At 60.9% G+C, this 15544-nt stretch carries 18 protein-coding genes and 4 tRNA genes; 19 read left to right on the forward strand and 3 right to left on the reverse strand.

Annotation, left to right across the window (positions count from 1 at the left end; translation table 11 throughout):
* Positions 1–105: 105 nt before the first annotated feature.
* Complete coding sequence (locus FFR93_RS24815) at positions 106–507, forward strand: cupin domain-containing protein (RefSeq protein ID WP_064706919.1); 402 nt, start codon at positions 106–108, stop codon at positions 505–507.
* Positions 508–512: 5 nt separating this feature from the next.
* Here the strand turns inward: FFR93_RS24815 and FFR93_RS24820 are convergent, their stop codons facing one another.
* A complete protein-coding gene (locus tag FFR93_RS24820; RefSeq protein WP_138395127.1) occupies positions 513–1118 on the reverse strand; it encodes a class I SAM-dependent methyltransferase in 606 nt (201 codons plus the stop codon).
* A gap of 164 nt (positions 1119–1282) precedes the next feature.
* Here FFR93_RS24820 and FFR93_RS24825 point away from each other — a divergent pair, with 164 nt between their 5' ends.
* Together FFR93_RS24825 and FFR93_RS24840 are read left to right on the forward strand one after the other, a co-directional pair.
* Positions 1283–1645 carry a hypothetical protein gene (locus FFR93_RS24825; RefSeq protein ID WP_064706921.1) on the forward strand — a complete coding sequence of 121 codons (363 nt, stop codon included), beginning with the start codon at positions 1283–1285 and terminating at the stop codon, positions 1643–1645.
* Between the two features lie 480 nt (positions 1646–2125).
* Positions 2126–2674 (forward strand): glutathione peroxidase, encoded by a 549-nt coding sequence (locus FFR93_RS24840; RefSeq protein ID WP_138395128.1) that lies wholly within the window; start codon positions 2126–2128, stop codon positions 2672–2674.
* A 25-nt stretch (positions 2675–2699) separates the two neighbouring features.
* On the opposite strand, the gene FFR93_RS42080 is transcribed toward FFR93_RS24840, so the two are convergent.
* Together FFR93_RS42080 and FFR93_RS24850 are read right to left on the reverse strand one after the other, a co-directional pair.
* The gene (locus tag FFR93_RS42080) at positions 2700–2912 is read right to left on the reverse strand and encodes a hypothetical protein (protein ID WP_138395129.1); all 213 of its coding nucleotides are present in this window, start codon (positions 2910–2912) and stop codon (positions 2700–2702) included.
* A gap of 310 nt (positions 2913–3222) precedes the next feature.
* A tRNA-Val gene (locus FFR93_RS24850) sits at positions 3223–3298 on the reverse strand.
* Positions 3299–3710: 412 nt separating this feature from the next.
* On the opposite strand from FFR93_RS24850, the gene FFR93_RS24855 reads away from it, so the two are divergent.
* From FFR93_RS24855 to nuoK, 16 genes are all read left to right on the forward strand, one after another.
* Positions 3711–3787 (forward strand) — tRNA-Asp (locus FFR93_RS24855).
* A gap of 51 nt (positions 3788–3838) precedes the next feature.
* A tRNA-Asp gene (locus FFR93_RS24860) sits at positions 3839–3915 on the forward strand.
* 51 nt (positions 3916–3966) lie between these two features.
* Positions 3967–4043 (forward strand) — tRNA-Asp (locus FFR93_RS24865).
* A 247-nt stretch (positions 4044–4290) separates the two neighbouring features.
* Entirely contained in the window at positions 4291–4656 is a 366-nt protein-coding gene (locus FFR93_RS24870) for an NADH-quinone oxidoreductase subunit A (RefSeq protein ID WP_007626195.1), read from the forward strand.
* Positions 4647–5231 carry an NADH-quinone oxidoreductase subunit B gene (locus FFR93_RS24875; RefSeq protein WP_138395130.1) on the forward strand — a complete coding sequence of 195 codons (585 nt, stop codon included), beginning with the start codon at positions 4647–4649 and terminating at the stop codon, positions 5229–5231. Before FFR93_RS24870 ends, FFR93_RS24875 begins: the two co-directional genes overlap by 10 nt.
* A gap of 18 nt (positions 5232–5249) precedes the next feature.
* The gene (locus tag FFR93_RS24880) at positions 5250–5852 is read left to right on the forward strand and encodes an NADH-quinone oxidoreductase subunit C (protein ID WP_138395131.1); all 603 of its coding nucleotides are present in this window, start codon (positions 5250–5252) and stop codon (positions 5850–5852) included.
* 65 nt (positions 5853–5917) lie between these two features.
* A complete protein-coding gene (locus FFR93_RS24885) occupies positions 5918–7108 on the forward strand; it encodes an NADH-quinone oxidoreductase subunit D (RefSeq protein WP_064706925.1) in 1191 nt (396 codons plus the stop codon).
* A complete protein-coding gene (locus FFR93_RS24890; protein ID WP_064706926.1) occupies positions 7108–7380 on the forward strand; it encodes a hypothetical protein in 273 nt (90 codons plus the stop codon). Before FFR93_RS24885 ends, FFR93_RS24890 begins: the two co-directional genes overlap by 1 nt.
* A 16-nt stretch (positions 7381–7396) precedes the next feature.
* A complete protein-coding gene (locus tag FFR93_RS24895) occupies positions 7397–8560 on the forward strand; it encodes an NADH-quinone oxidoreductase subunit E (protein WP_138395132.1) in 1164 nt (387 codons plus the stop codon).
* 10 nt (positions 8561–8570) lie between these two features.
* Positions 8571–9875 (forward strand): NADH-quinone oxidoreductase subunit NuoF, encoded by a 1305-nt coding sequence (nuoF, locus tag FFR93_RS24900; RefSeq protein ID WP_064706928.1) that lies wholly within the window; start codon positions 8571–8573, stop codon positions 9873–9875.
* 2 nt (positions 9876–9877) lie between these two features.
* Positions 9878–10561: a 5' DNA nuclease gene (locus FFR93_RS24905; protein WP_138395133.1), complete on the forward strand. Its 684-nt coding sequence runs from the start codon at positions 9878–9880 to the stop codon at positions 10559–10561.
* Between the two features lie 219 nt (positions 10562–10780).
* A complete protein-coding gene (gene nuoG, locus FFR93_RS24910) occupies positions 10781–12862 on the forward strand; it encodes an NADH-quinone oxidoreductase subunit NuoG (protein WP_138395134.1) in 2082 nt (693 codons plus the stop codon).
* A gap of 12 nt (positions 12863–12874) precedes the next feature.
* A complete protein-coding gene (nuoH, locus tag FFR93_RS24915) occupies positions 12875–13918 on the forward strand; it encodes an NADH-quinone oxidoreductase subunit NuoH (RefSeq protein ID WP_064706931.1) in 1044 nt (347 codons plus the stop codon).
* Between the two features lie 40 nt (positions 13919–13958).
* Positions 13959–14450: an NADH-quinone oxidoreductase subunit NuoI gene (gene nuoI, locus FFR93_RS24920; RefSeq protein ID WP_004680064.1), complete on the forward strand. Its 492-nt coding sequence runs from the start codon at positions 13959–13961 to the stop codon at positions 14448–14450.
* 140 nt (positions 14451–14590) lie between these two features.
* On the forward strand, positions 14591–15205 hold the full coding sequence (locus FFR93_RS24925) for an NADH-quinone oxidoreductase subunit J (protein ID WP_038692451.1): 615 nt from the start codon (positions 14591–14593) through the stop codon (positions 15203–15205).
* A 23-nt stretch (positions 15206–15228) separates the two neighbouring features.
* Positions 15229–15537 carry an NADH-quinone oxidoreductase subunit NuoK gene (nuoK, locus tag FFR93_RS24930; protein WP_003587269.1) on the forward strand — a complete coding sequence of 103 codons (309 nt, stop codon included), beginning with the start codon at positions 15229–15231 and terminating at the stop codon, positions 15535–15537.
* The last annotated feature ends 7 nt before the right edge of the window (positions 15538–15544 follow it).

Here is a 15544-nt window from a genome sequence, read left to right on the forward strand (position 1 = left end):
AGGCGGGCGGCCGTGCGGCAATTGCCGATCCGGCTTTGACGTGTCGCCTCGATCAAATATCGTCGTACCGCAGAGCTTCAACAGCATGGAAGGAAAGGAACGATCATGGAGATCAAACCCGCGGGCTCCAGCCCCTCGATGAAACCGCCCGCCGACTATTTCACCGGCGCCGTGCGCCAGGATCCGCTGATCGAGCCGCCGGCGCCGGCCCGGGTGAGGGCAACCTCTGTCACCTTCGAACCGGGCGCTCGCACGGCCTGGCACACGCATCCGCTCGGCCAGACGCTGATCGTCACCTCAGGCAAGGGCCTCGCCCAGAGCTGGGGCGGCGACATTCGCGAGATCCGCGCCGGCGACACCGTGTGGTTTGCGCCGGGCGAAAAACACTGGCACGGCGCTGGCCCGGACACGGCGATGACGCACATCGCCATTCACGAGGCATTGGACGGCAGCCATGTCGCCTGGATGGAAAAAGTCAGCGACGAACAATATTCCGGCAAGCCGTAAGCTGATCAAAGGCGCTTCAGGCAATAGGAAAAATGCGCATGCGATTCGACCGTCAGGAATTCGAATTGCCAGCCATAATCCTTGCAGAATTTCGTAACCGCCTCGACGACGCCGTAGACGATTGGCTTGACCGTGTTGCCGGTGCAGAAATCATGGCCGGCAATGCGTCCTGTCCGCTTCACCTTCTTATCGCAGAGCAGGAGCTCCTGCCAGGTGAGCTCGAACGAATGGTCGGTGTCGATATAGGCCCAGTCGAGGAAGTCGTCTTCGAATTCGGCGAGCTGTTCGAGCGACGTGCCTTGCATCAGGTGCAGCCGGCCGGCTTCGATCTCGGCGGCGAAATTCGTGTGGATCGCGTCGAGCCCGGAGCTGTAGCGATCCATCGACCAGGGATCGATGAGATAAAGCTGCGCCGGGCGATTTTTTTCCAGGATCTCCGCCGTATATTCGCCAAAAGCTGCGCCCACCTCGACGCCGATGCCGCCATTCGGAATCCGGTAGAGCAACTCGCCGCGATTCGGCAGCAGCCGGGCGTTTTCCAAATGATGGGCGCTGAGCGGGGTGCGCGGCATGCTCGCCCGCAGTGCCTGCCTTTCTTCACGTGTCTTCATCTCTGATCTCGGAATTGGGGCGGCTGACGGCCCTGATGCGGTTCGAGGGGAACGTAGGAGCAGCCGATGCGGATGACAACGGCATGACAAGAATTTGCTTCTTTCCGACAAAGCGTTAAGTTTTGCCTGTAGACCGACGAAAGAGCCCTGGGAGGAGCGATTTCATGAGACGGACGTGGCCTGAAGAGTTCAATGCAATCATAGCCGATGCCGAAGAAGTGATGCTGGAATCGTCCGCTGAGACAGGCGCCGGCGAGCCGCTGCACCGGAAAGCGCTGAAGGCGCGCATCACCATGGAAGATTACGAGCGAATCTGGCCGCTCGCCGAGATGCGTTTCCGGTTGAGCGAGGAGAAATTCGCCGGCAAGGCCATCACCCTCATCACTACCAACCCTCATTACCATCCCTGGCATCCAAAGGATGGCGGCAGCGTCGAATCCGTCTCGGACAGCGGCCGCCACTACAAGACGGATTACCTCGTCGTGCATTTCCTGCTCGATGACGTAAGGGAAACCTCGCCCGCCTGACGGGCCGCCCCGGCGTTGGCGGAGGCGACGCCGGGCGCGCTGACGCCGAGTTGATCCCTAACCCTGATGACAATGGCGGCGATATCGTTAGAGCTTTTCCGGGTTAGCCTGAAGAATTCTGTTGGCTCAAACGGAGTCGGTTGGTCGACCGGCCGGCGCGCGGCGTAGCCCAGCTCTGCGGCCAAGCCGGCCGGTCGATCAGCCGGCCCGTTTCAGCCAACCTCCCGCAGATTTGCGTGGCAAATCTGCACGACCCCAGAATCACCGGACGCACTTGTCGCTTCGCCACGGCCAAGCGGTGCGGCCGGTGGGCCGGGCATCTCTAGCCAGGATCAAAGGCGATTGGCTCGGACGTACCTTTGGGTATGCCCTTCGTCGATCGCCTTTGCCCTGACGAAAACCTGCTCCGGCAGAATGCTTCAATGTAACCCGGAAAAGCTCTAAGCTCCCGGAACGATCCTTGCCAATTTGGAGGTTCCCGTGACGGTCAATGTGCTGGATATGCGGGTGAAATCACTGAATGGTCGACAGACCACAATGAATGAATACCAGGGCAGGGTGCTCCTGATCGTCAACGTCGCCTCGAAATGCGGGCTCACGCCGCAATATGAGGGGCTTGAAAGGCTCTATAGGGAAAAGCGCGACCGCGGCTTCGTCATCGCCGCTTTCCCCGCCGACGATTTCAAGGGTCAGGAACCTGGCACCGACGCCGAAATCCTCGATTTCTGCACCAGCACCTACGACGTCACCTTCCCGATCTTCGCCAAGATTTCGGTCAAGGGTGAGGCCCAGCACCCGCTCTACCGGCAACTGACCAAATCGGGCGTGAAGACGACGGGCGATGGTCCGATGCGCGAACGCCTGAAAGCCCATGGCATTTCAGGCGGCGACGAGGACGACATTCTTTGGAATTTCGAAAAATTCCTGATTGGCCGCGACGGCAAGGTCGTCGCCCGCTTTGCGCCCGATGTGACGGCAGATGATTCGCGGCTAGTTTCGGCGGTGGATCAGGAACTGGCGAAGGGATGAGTTGCCAGCAGGCTGAGCAGGATCTTCAGATCCCGAGCACGGTCACAAGCGGAGGCGTAAAGTCCTTGAAGCCCAGTCTCGGCTGGTCGCACCTTCTGTCAAACTTCGTCTTCGGTACGTGGCGCAGGCATTTCGGATTCGTCTTGAATGCGTATCCGGGCAGACTGACATATGTCGCGCTTGGCGCGCAAAGGGCAATCGCGATGCACAACGTCAATGCGGAACATAGAGTTCTCATGGCACCCCCCCGCGCCGCAAGCCTTCAACCGTGGAGACTTCCGGGCGACGAATAGTCTCACTTTTGCGCGCCCCCATCCATTCGCCCAATAGGAGGTGCGCGGAGGCTGGAGTAGTCCGTTTTGGTGGAGATCCGTTTCCAGACGGCGCGTATTTGACCTGCCGGACAGCTATGCTGCGCAGGAACGTCTTGCCGAATGCTGCGTCGCGTTCATAGCCGACGGCTTCAGAGGCAGTTACCTGCATGAGCCAATCAGCGCACATGTGACCGCGGCAGTCGACATCACTCTTGGGAATGTGAGGGGGAGGAATGGTGGGCGATGAGAGACTCGAACTCCCGACATCCTCGGTGTAAACGAGGCGCTCTACCAACTGAGCTAATCGCCCTTCGCTGGCGAAGCCGGATCGGCCTGCTGCGTTGGTGGCCGTGATCTATGCGGATCGCGGCAAAACCGCAAGAGTGTTTGTGAAGAATTTTTGATTTTTTTGGCGGTGGTCGTCTCCCTTGCCGTATGGATCGGGCGCGACCGGGCTGTGGAAAAAGGGAAGGGGAAGGCGGCGGGCGTATGAGTTTTGCCGTGCTGCCGGCTTCGAACATGCTCTGGTAGGGCTGCGGATTACGGAATTGCCGGCTTTCCGGTGGCGAGGCGGCGGCTTTGTCAAAACAATTCAGCGGCTGTCATGGTTTTGTCTCCAAACCTGCTTGACACTAAAAGGCGAACCCCGTAGTTAGCCGCTCATCGAAACGGGCAGCCGTTTTGGTGGGGGTGCGAAGGCATCCGGATTGCTTGAAATGAATGCGGGTGTAGCTCAGTCGGTTAGAGTGCCGGCCTGTCACGCCGGAGGTCGCGGGTTCGAGCCCCGTCACTCGCGCCATTTCAAAGCAGGCGTCCAATCGCCGCCGTCCGGCTCTTCCGTCCGTCATGCGCGGGTGTAGCTCAGTCGGTTAGAGTGCCGGCCTGTCACGCCGGAGGTCGCGGGTTCGAGCCCCGTCACTCGCGCCATTTCAAAGCAGGCGTCCAATCGCCGCCGTCCGGCTCTTCCGTCCGTCATGCGCGGGTGTAGCTCAGTCGGTTAGAGTGCCGGCCTGTCACGCCGGAGGTCGCGGGTTCGAGCCCCGTCACTCGCGCCATTCCTTCCGAAAAGCCATGCAATTTCCAGGGGTCAGGCATGCAGCTTGAATCGGCTTCTGCGGATTTGTCGCGACATCGTTGCATCTGCTTGATAATGTCCGCGCGCGGCGCGTCGAATTGCCTCTGTAAAAGTCTTGCGCCGGGGCGTCGGCTGCGCTAACCACGGCTTGTTGCAACGCACGTTCGCTTGCCGGGCAATTGCCCAAATGCGCCGCCTGGCGCCTCCGGCAAGCAAGGATGAACATGATGACTGAACTGCTCAGTTCCTATATTCCGATCGCTATCTTCATCGCCATTGCGCTCGTTATCGGCCTGGCGCTGCTCATTGCGCCGTTCGCCGTGGCTTTCAAAGCGCCCGATTCGGAAAAGCTCTCGGCTTACGAATGCGGTTTCAACGCCTTCGACGACGCCCGAATGAAGTTCGATATCCGCTTCTATCTCGTGTCGATCCTCTTCATCATCTTCGATCTCGAGGTCGCCTTTCTCTTTCCCTGGGCCGTTTCCTTCGGCGCCATCGGCTGGTTCGGCTTCTGGTCCATGATGGTCTTCCTCTTTGTGCTGACCATCGGCTTTATCTATGAATGGAAGAAGGGAGCCCTGGAATGGGAGTGACCGCTGTGAGCAATCAGCCGCTCGTCGCGCCGCAGCCGAAGGGGGTCATCGACCCTTCGACCGGCAAGCCGATCGGCAGCAATGACGCATTTTTTGGCGAGATCAACAACGAGCTCGCCGACAAGGGTTTCCTCGTCACCTCGACGGACGAGCTGATCAACTGGGCCCGCACCGGCTCGCTGATGTGGATGACCTTTGGACTGGCCTGCTGCGCCGTCGAAATGATGCAGCTCTCCATGCCGCGTTATGACGTCGAACGCTTCGGTTTTGCGCCGCGCGCTTCGCCGCGCCAGTCCGACGTGATGATCGTCGCCGGCACGCTTACCAACAAGATGGCGCCGGCTCTGCGCAAGGTCTACGACCAGATGCCCGAGCCGCGCTACGTCATCTCGATGGGCTCCTGCGCCAATGGTGGCGGCTACTATCACTATTCCTATTCCGTGGTGCGTGGCTGCGACCGCGTCGTGCCGATCGACATCTACGTGCCGGGCTGTCCCCCCACGGCGGAAGCGCTGCTTTATGGCGTGCTTCTGCTGCAGAAGAAGATCCGGCGCACCGGCACGATCGAACGCTAAGGGTTAAGGACAAGGCATATGAGTGAAGCCCTGACTGAGCTTGCCTCCTATCTTGGCGAAGCGCGCGGCAACCTGATCGCCGCATCGCAGATGAAGTACGGCGAGCTGACGCTGACGACGACGGGTGAAAACCTGATCGCGCTGCTGACCTTCCTGCGCGACGACGCCAAATGCGGCTTCGTCAACCTGATCGATATTTGCGGTGTCGACTGGCCGCAGCGTGAGCTGCGCTTCGATGTTGTCTACCATCTGCTGTCGCCGAAGAGAAACCTGCGCATCCGCGTCAAAGTGGCTACCGACGAGGATACGCCGGTGCCTTCGGCCTGCGCCGTCCATCCCGGCGCCGACTGGTTCGAGCGCGAGACCTGGGATATGTACGGCGTGCTCTTTACCGGCCATCCGGATCTGCGCCGCATCCTGACCGACTACGGCTTCGAAGGCCACCCGCTGCGCAAGGACTTCCCGACCACCGGTTTCGTCGAGGTCCGTTACGACGACGCGGCAAAGCGCGTCGTCTATGAGCCAGTGGAACTGAAGCAGGAATTCCGCAACTTCGACTTCATGTCGCCATGGGAGGGAACTGAATATGTTCTGCCTGGCGACGAAAAGGCGAAGCAGTAGGATCTAAAAACTACACTATTGCCTATTGCCCACTGGCTAATGCCTGCAATAGCGGAGCACGCAGCATGACCGAACATAACGTCCGCAACTTTAACATCAATTTCGGACCGCAGCATCCGGCGGCGCATGGCGTTCTTCGTCTTGTCCTGGAGCTTGACGGCGAAATTGTGGAGCGGGTCGATCCGCATATTGGGCTGTTGCATCGCGGCACCGAGAAGCTGATCGAGACCAAGACCTATTTGCAGGCTGTGCCCTATTTCGATCGCCTCGATTATGTCGCGCCGATGAACCAGGAGCATGCCTATGCGCTCGCCGTGGAAAGGCTGCTTGGCATCCAGATCCCGATCCGCGGCCAGTTGATCCGCGTTCTCTACTCGGAAATAGGCCGCATCCTCTCGCATCTCTTGAACGTCACGACGCAGGCCATGGACGTCGGCGCGCTGACGCCGCCGCTCTGGGGCTTCGAAGAGCGTGAAAAGCTGATGGTGTTCTACGAGCGCGCCTCCGGTTCGCGCATGCACGCGGCTTATTTCCGTCCGGGCGGTGTCCACCAGGATCTGCCGGAAAAGCTCGTGCAGGACATCGGCGATTGGTGCGATCCTTTCCTGAAGGCGCTCGACGACATCGACAACTTGTTGACCGGCAACCGCATCTTCAAGCAACGCAACGTCGATATCGGCATCGTCTCGCTTGAGGATTGCTGGGCCTGGGGCTTCTCCGGCGTTATGGTGCGTGGTTCGGGTGCTGCCTGGGATTTGCGTCGCGCCCAGCCCTACGAATGTTATTCCGACCTCGAGTTCGATATCCCGATCGGCAAAAACGGCGACAATTACGACCGCTATTTGATCCGCATGATCGAAATGCGCGAATCGGTCCGCATCATGAAGCAATGCGTCAACCGCCTGCTCTCCGATGCGAAGACCGGTCCTTACTCGTCGATCGACGGCAAGGTCGTTCCGCCGAAGCGCGGCGAGATGAAGCGCTCGATGGAAGCGCTGATCCACCACTTCAAGCTCTACACCGAAGGCTACCATGTGCCGGCGGGCGAGGTTTATGCTGCCGTTGAGGCCCCTAAGGGCGAGTTCGGCGTATATCTCGTCTCCGACGGCTCCAACAAGCCTTATCGCTGCAAGATCCGCGCTCCTGGTTACGCCCATCTGCAGGCGATGGACTTCATGTGCCGCGGCCATCAGCTTGCCGATATCGCCGCCGTCCTCGGCTCACTCGACATCGTTTTCGGCGAGGTGGACCGCTGATGCGACTTCTGCCGCTGGCCGTCGCAATCCTTCTCTCGGCGTCCGGGGTTTCGGCCCAGGAGGCCGACACCCTCGGCACGCCGCTGGGTCATAAGGAAGTGACGCCGCCGGGGCAGCAATCGTCCATGGGCGAGCTTTTGTCCAAGGGCTATCAGATCAAGGCCGCCATTCCGAATGGCGGCAAATTCGTCGTATTTATGCAGAAAGACCAGTCGGCCTATGCCTGCGAAATGCAGTCTTTGACCGCTTCGCGGTGTGGAACCCTAAACTGACAAGGCGTGAGGAAGAATGTCCGTTCGTCGATTAGCCGAAGATCAATTTCAGCCTGCCGCATTCGCTTTCAGCGATGAAAATGCGGTCTGGGCGGACAAGACGATCCAGAAATACCCCGCCGGCCGCCAGCAGTCGGCGGTCATTCCGCTACTGATGCGGGCGCAGGAACAGGACGGCTGGGTCACGCGCGCGGCGATCGAAAAGATCGCCGACATGCTCGACATGGCCTATATCAGAGTGCTCGAGGTCGCGACCTTCTATACGCAGTTCCAGCTGCATCCTGTCGGCACGCGCGCCCATGTCCAGGTCTGCGGCACGACGCCGTGCATGCTGCGCGGTTCGGAAGCGCTGATGTCGGTCTGCAAGAGCAAGATCCATGCTCATCCCTTCGAGCGAAATGCCGAAGGCACGCTCTCCTGGGAAGAGGTCGAATGTCTTGGCGCCTGCGTCAACGCCCCGATGGTGATGATCGGCAAGGACACCTATGAGGATCTGACGCCCGAGCGTCTCGAAGAGATCATCGATGCCTTTGCCGCAGGCAGTGGCGCGAGCATCAAGCCGGGCACGCAGATCGACCGCATATTCTCGGCGCCCGAAGGCGGTCCGACCTCGCTGACGACGGAAGAGCCGAAGGCAAGGGCACGCGCCAAGAAGGCCGATGCCGGAACCGTGTCGGCTCCCGCTGACGGCGCGCCGGTCCCGCCTTCCGAGGCCGCCCGCCCGAAGAGCACCGATGCCGAAACCAATGCCGCGCTGAAGACGCCGGCAACGGCTCCGAAGGCGGCTGCGAAGAACGCCAAGGCAGCCGAGGAGCAGCCGGTTTCCGGCACAGCGCCTGCCGAGCCGGCGCCGGCCGCCGCCAAGGCCGAAACCGCCCCGGCGGCCAAGCCCAGCCTGACCGACAAGAACCGGCCGGCCGGCATCGAAAAGCCCGCCGCACCGGATGATCTGAAGATGATCTCGGGCGTCGGTCCGAAGATCGAGGCGACATTGAATGAAATCGGCATCTTCACCTTCTCGCAGGTCGCGGGCTGGAAGAAGGCCGAGCGCGAATGGGTCGATGGCTACCTGAATTTCCGCGGCCGCATCGAACGCGACGACTGGGTCAAGCAGGCCAAGGCGCTCGCCAAGGGCGGCGAAGCGGAATATATCAAGGTCTTCGGCAAGAAGCCGCGGTAAGAGGTGAAGCATGTTACAAGATAAAGACCGCATCTTTACCAACATCTACGGCCTCAAGGACAAGTCCCTGAAGGGCGCAATGAGCCGCGGCCACTGGGACGGCACCAAGCAGATCCTCGAAAAGGGCCGCGACTGGATCATCAACGAGATGAAGGCCTCTGGCCTTCGCGGCCGCGGCGGCGCCGGCTTCCCCACGGGTCTCAAATGGTCCTTCATGCCGAAGGAAAGCGACGGCCGCCCGCATTACCTCGTCGTCAATGCCGACGAATCGGAGCCTGGCACCTGCAAGGACCGCGACATCATGCGCCACGATCCGCATACGCTGATCGAAGGCTGCGTCGTTGCAAGCTTCGCCATGGGCGCCAATACCGCCTATATTTATGTGCGCGGCGAGTACATCCGCGAGCGCGAAGCGCTGCAGGCGGCGATCGACGAATGTTATGATTATGGCCTGCTCGGCAAGAACAACAAGCTTGGCTGGGACATGGACATCTTCGTCCATCACGGCGCCGGCGCCTATATCTGCGGCGAGGAAACCGCGCTGCTCGAAAGCCTCGAGGGCAAGAAGGGCCAGCCGCGCCTGAAGCCGCCGTTCCCCGCCAATATGGGCCTCTACGGCTGCCCGACGACTGTTAACAACGTCGAGTCGATCGCTGTCGCGCCGACGATCCTGCGCCGCGGCGCCGGCTGGTTCTCCGCCATCGGTCGTCCGAACAACGTCGGCACCAAGCTGTTCATGCTCTCCGGCCACGTCAACAAGCCGTGCACGGTCGAAGAGGAAATGGGCATCACCTTCCGCGAACTGGTCGACCGCCACGCCGGGGGCATCCGCGGCGGCTGGGACAATCTGCTCGCCGTCATTCCGGGCGGCGCATCCTGCCCGATCGTTCCGGCCAAGGATATCATCGATTGCCCGATGGATTTCGACGGCCTGCGCGGCGTCGGCTCCTCTTTCGGCACGGCCGCGTCGATCGTTATGGACAAGTCCACCGACGTCATCAGGGCGATTGCCCGCATCTCCTCCTTCTTCAAGCATGAGAGCTGTGGACAGTGCACGCCCTGCCGCGAAGGCACGGGCTGGATGTGGCGGGTGATGGAGCGCATGGCCAAGGGCAATGCCCAGAAGCGCGAGATCGACATGCTGTTCCAGGTGACGAAGCAGATCGAAGGTCACACCATCTGCGCCCTCGGCGATGCCGCCGCATGGCCGGTTCAGGGCCTGATCCGCAACTTCCGTCCCGAGATCGAAAAACGCATCGACCAATATACGGCAAGCGCCCTCGACCACGGCGCGGTTCTGGAGGCGGCTGAATAATCATGACGGACAAGGCATCCAAGAGTGGGAAGAAGGAAGAGACTGCCGATTTCGCGGCCGGCTTCGGCCGTCTTGCCGCGGAGATGCTGGAAAACGCGCAGGCGATGCCTGTGCATCCGCTAATGGCGCACCCTGCCGCAGCCTTTGCCGCCGCAACGGCAATCGGCTTCGGCTTCTCGACGCAGATGGCGGGCGCCGTTTTCGGAGCCTTCCAGAGCGCTCTGGAAACCACCGGGAAGCTCGCTGCAGCCCTTGATGACACGCCGCCGGACGAGCCGGCGCCTGAAGTCGACATCCAACCGGAGAATATCCGTACGGCCGGCAAAGCTCTCAGCAAGCCCGCGGCCGAGAAGCCTGTGGTCGAGAGGAGAGCGGGGCCGAGATTGACGGTTGTCAAGCCGACTAGCGCGCCGGTTCCGGCAAGCCAGCCAAAGCCGGCTGTGAAGGCGAAAGCTGCTCAGCGGGCTGCAAAGGCCGACGATCTCAAGCTGATCGCCGGCATCGGCCCGAAGCTGGAGCAGGTGTTGAATGCCAAGGGCATTCGCAGCTTCGCCGAGATCGCCGCCTTGACCGATGAGGATATCGCGCGGCTGGACGCGGAGCTTGGCTTTAGCGGCCGCATCGCGCGTGACGACTGGATTGGTCAGGCGAAGGTTCTGGCCGGGCGGGGTCGCAGAAGGAAATGAACTGTCCGGCCATGAACTGGCCGGAGATATGGCGGATCGGCGAAGGGGCGGGGCCTCACGCTGCAGATGCCGGTGCGGGTTCCGCGTCTGGAACGCGCGACAGAGAATTTGGGCGACATCGGCTGTCGGCAGGACGAAAGGTCCGGCTCGGCAAAGAGAATGTTGCAAAACAGGTTTGTTTGTCGGCATCCGGCAAACGGGAAACAGGACTGAGCGACGATGGCAAAACTGAAGATTGACGGCAACGAGATCGAAGTTCCGGATCATTTCACGCTATTGCAGGCGTGCGAAGAGGCCGGTGCTGAAGTTCCGCGCTTCTGCTTCCACGAGCGCCTCTCGGTCGCCGGCAATTGCCGCATGTGCCTCGTCGAAGTGAAGGGCGGTCCGCCGAAGCCGCAGGCCTCCTGCGCCATGAGCGTGCGCGACATCCGCGGCGGCCCGAACGGCGAGCTGCCGGAGGTCTTCACCAATACCGCGATGGTCAAGAAGGCCCGCGAAGGCGTGATGGAGTTCCTGCTGATCAACCATCCGCTGGATTGCCCGATCTGCGATCAGGGCGGCGAATGCGATCTGCAGGACCAGGCGATGGCCTTTGGCATCGACACCTCGCGCTACCAGGAAGACAAGCGCGCCGTCGAGGACAAGTATATCGGTCCGCTCGTCAAGACGGTGATGAACCGCTGCATTCATTGCACACGCTGCGTCCGCTTCACCACCGAGGTCGCAGGCATTTCCGAACTCGGCCTGATCGGCCGCGGCGAGGATGCCGAGATCACCACCTATCTCGAACAGGCGATGACCTCCGAACTGCAGGGCAACGTCGTCGACCTCTGCCCGGTCGGCGCGCTCACCTCCAAGCCCTTCGCCTTCACCGCGCGCCCTTGGGAATTGAACAAGACCGAATCGATCGACGTGATGGATGCCGTCGGTTCCGCAATCCGCGTCGACACTCGCGGCCGTGAGGTCATGCGCATCCTGCCGCGTGTCAACGAGGCGATCAACGAGGAGTGGATTTCCGACAAGAGCCGCTTCATCTGGGACGGTCTTAAGACCCAGCGCCTCGACCGGCCCTATGTCCGCCGCGACGGCCGCCTGCAGCCCGCGACCTGGGCAGAGGCCTTTGCCGCCATCAAGACCGCGGTCGGCGCCACCTCCGGCGACAAGATCGGTGCAATCGCCGGCGACCTTGCTTCGGTCGAGGAAATGTATGCGCTGTCGGAACTGGTGAAGTCGCTGGGATCGGAGAATCTCGACTGTCGACAGGATGGGACGGCACTCGATCCGTCGCTCGGCCGTGCAAGCTACATCTTCAACCCGACCATATCGGGCATTGATGAGGCCGATGCGCTGCTGATCATCGGCGCCAATCCGCGTTTCGAAGCGGCCATCCTCAATGCCCGGATCCGCAAGCGCTGGCGCCGCGGCAAGTTCCCGATCGGCGTGATCGGTGAGTCCGGCGAACTGCGCTACAACTATGATTATCTCGGCGGCGGTCCCGACACGCTGAAGGATCTGGTCGACGGGAACCATGCCTTCGCCGACGTCCTGAAGAACGCCGCCAAGCCGATCATCATTATCGGCCAGGGCGCGCTGTCGCGCAGCGATGGCGCCGGCGTTCTCACAAGTGCCGCCAAGCTTGCCGGTTCGGTCGGTGCGGTCGTCAACGGCTGGAACGGCTTTGCCGTCCTCCATACGGCCGCTTCGCGTGTCGGCGGCCTCGATCTCGGCTTCGTGCCGGGCGCCAAAGGCGTCAATGCCGCCGAAATGCTGACGACGATGGACGTGCTCTTCCTGCTCGGCGCCGACGAACTCGACTTTACGACCAAGAAAGCCGGGCTTACCGTCTACATCGGTTCGCATGGCGACAACGGCGCCCATCACGCCGACGTCATCCTGCCGGCCGCAGCCTATACCGAAAAGTCCGGCACCTGGGTCAACACCGAAGGGCGCGTCCAGATGGGCAACCGCGCGGGCTTTGCGCCGGGCGATGCCCGTGAGGACTGGGCGATCATTCGTGCCCTGTCCGACGTGCTCGGCAAGAAGCTCCCCTTCGATTCGCTGCGTGAACTGCGCGCCCGGCTCTATGCCGCTTTCCCGCATTTCGCCGCCATCGACGAGATCGCCGAAACCGATAGCGCCCAAATTGCCGCAGTCGCGAAAAAAGCCGGCAAGATGAACAAGTCAGGGTTTGCGTCACCGGTCAAAGACTTCTATTTGACGAACCCGATAGCGCGCGCCTCGGCTGTCATGGCCGAGTGCTCGGCATTGGCCCGCAACAACTTCAAAGTCGCGGCAGAGTAAGGGCAGGAACTCATGGATTCTTTCTTCTCAACCTATGTCTGGCCGGGGATCATCATGATCGGTCAGTCGCTGCTGCTTCTCGTCTGCCTGCTCGTCTTCATTGCTTACGTGCTGCTTGCCGACCGTAAGATCTGGGCGGCGGTGCAGCTGCGCCGCGGTCCGAACGTCGTCGGTCCCTTCGGCCTGTTCCAGTCCTTCGCCGACCTTCTGAAGTTCGTCTTCAAGGAGCCGATCATTCCGGCCGGCGCCAATAAGGCGGTGTTCCTGCTGGCGCCGCTGGTGACGGTGCTTCTCGCGCTGTCGACCTGGGCGGTGGTGCCGCTCGCCGACGGCTGGGTGATCGCCAACATCAATGTCGGCATCCTTTATATCTTTGCGATCTCATCGCTCGAAGTCTATGGCATCATCATGGGCGGTTGGGCGTCGAACTCGAAGTATCCATTCCTCGGTGCGCTGCGCTCGGCCGCACAGATGGTGTCCTATGAAGTCTCGATCGGCTTCGTCATCGTCACTGTTCTGCTCTGCGTCGGATCGCTCAACCTGACCGACATCGTCAATGCACAGCACAATGGCGTCGGCACCATGCTCGGCCTGCCTGCCTCGTTCCTCGACTGGCACTGGCTGTCGCTGTTCCCGATGTTCATCATCTTCTTCATTTCGGCGCTCGCCGAGACGAACCGTCCGCCTTTCGATCTGCCGGAAGCCGAATCGGAACTCGTCGCCGGCTTCATGGTCGAATACGGCTCCTCGCCATACATGATGTTCATGCTCGGCGAATATGCCGCCGTCTGCCTGATGTGCTCGCTCACGACGATCCTCTTCCTGGGCGGCTGGCTGCCTCCGGTCGATATCTGGATCCTCAACTGGGTCCCCGGCATCATCTGGTTCATGCTGAAGGCCTGCTTCGTGTTCTTCATGTTTGCGATGGTCAAGGCCTTCGTCCCGCGCTACCGCTACGACCAGCTCATGCGCCTCGGCTGGAAGGTCTTCCTGCCGCTGTCGCTCGCCATGGTCATCATCGTTGCATTCGTGCTGAAACTGATGGGGTGGGCGTAATGATGCCCGCTCTCGTTTCCGGCAAAATTGGAGGTTGAAGATGGCAAGCTTGTCCAGCTCCATCAACTCGCTGTTCCTCAAGGAATTCTTCGGCGCGTTCTTTCTGTCGATGCGTTATTTCTTCCGCCAGAAGGCGACCATCAACTACCCTTTCGAAAAGGGTCCGGTCTCCCCGCGCTTCCGCGGCGAACATGCGCTGCGCCGTTATCCGAACGGCGAGGAGCGCTGCATTGCCTGCAAGCTCTGCGAGGCGATCTGTCCTGCCCAGGCGATCACCATCGAGGCCGGTCCGCGCCGCAACGACGGCACGCGCCGCACGGTGCGATACGACATCGACATGGTGAAGTGCATCTATTGCGGCTTCTGCCAGGAAGCCTGCCCGGTTGACGCGATTGTCGAAGGCCCGAATTTCGAATTTGCGACGGAAACCCGCGAAGAGCTCTATTTCGACAAGGCGCGCCTTCTCGATAACGGAGACCGGTGGGAGCGTGAAATCGCCCGCAACATCGCGATCGACTCGCCGTACCGCTGAGTGAGATCTGAAATGCCGCGATGGAGCTGCTCGCTCCTGCCGCGGTCAATATGCACAGGAGCTTTGCCGGCGAGTGCCGCGAAGCTTCATCGGGCAGGGAAACTCCCGGCTGCCCGGGGGAAGATGAAAAAGGCACCAACATGGGTCTGCAGGCTCTATTTTTCTATCTTTTCGCCTTTGTCGCAGTGGCGTCGGCGTTCATGGTTATCTGGGCGAAGAACCCGGTTCACTCGGTTCTGTTTCTGATCCTGGTGTTCTTCAACGCGGCCGGCCTCTTCCTGTTGCTCGGCGCCGAGTTCCTGGCGATGATCCTGCTTGTCGTCTATGTCGGCGCGGTCGCCGTTCTTTTCCTCTTCGTGGTGATGATGCTCGACATCGACTTCACCGAATTGAGGGCCGGCGTTCTCGAATATGCGCCGATCGGCGGATTGATCGGGATCATTTTGGCGGCCGAGCTGATCGTCGTCATCGGCGGCAGCGTCATCTCGCCTGACATCGCCAAATCAGTCGCCATGCCGATCCCTGCGCTGACCGAACGCACCAATACGGCCGCTCTCGGCGACGTGCTCTACACCAACTACGTCTATTTCTTCCAGATTGCCGGCCTGGTGCTGCTGGTCGCCATGATCGGCGCGATCGTGCTGACGCTGAGACATCGCACCAACATCAAGCGGCAGAATATTTCCAGGCAGGTTGCCCGTACGCCCGCCACCGCCGTCGAGGTGGTTACGGTCAAGCCAGGGCAGGGCGTCTAAAGGCAGGTCAAGGAACAAAGAACATGGTCATCGGACTTTCCCACTACCTGACGGTCAGCGCCATCCTCTTCACGCTCGGCGTCTTCGGCATCTTCCTGAACCGGAAGAACGTCATCGTCATCCTGATGTCGGTCGAACTGATCCTGCTTGCCGTCAACATCAACATGGTCGCCTTCTCTTCCTTCCTGAACGACATTGTCGGCCAGGTCTTCGCACTGTTCATTCTGACGGTTGCGGCTGCCGAAGCGGCGATCGGTCTTGCAATTCTCGTTGTCTTCTACCGCAACCGCGGCTCGATCGCGGTCGAAGACGTCAATATGATGAAGGGCTGAGTGGCTC

This window comes from Rhizobium sp. MHM7A (genome assembly GCF_005862215.1).
GTDB classification, from domain to species: Bacteria; Pseudomonadota; Alphaproteobacteria; order Rhizobiales; family Rhizobiaceae; genus Rhizobium; species Rhizobium bangladeshense.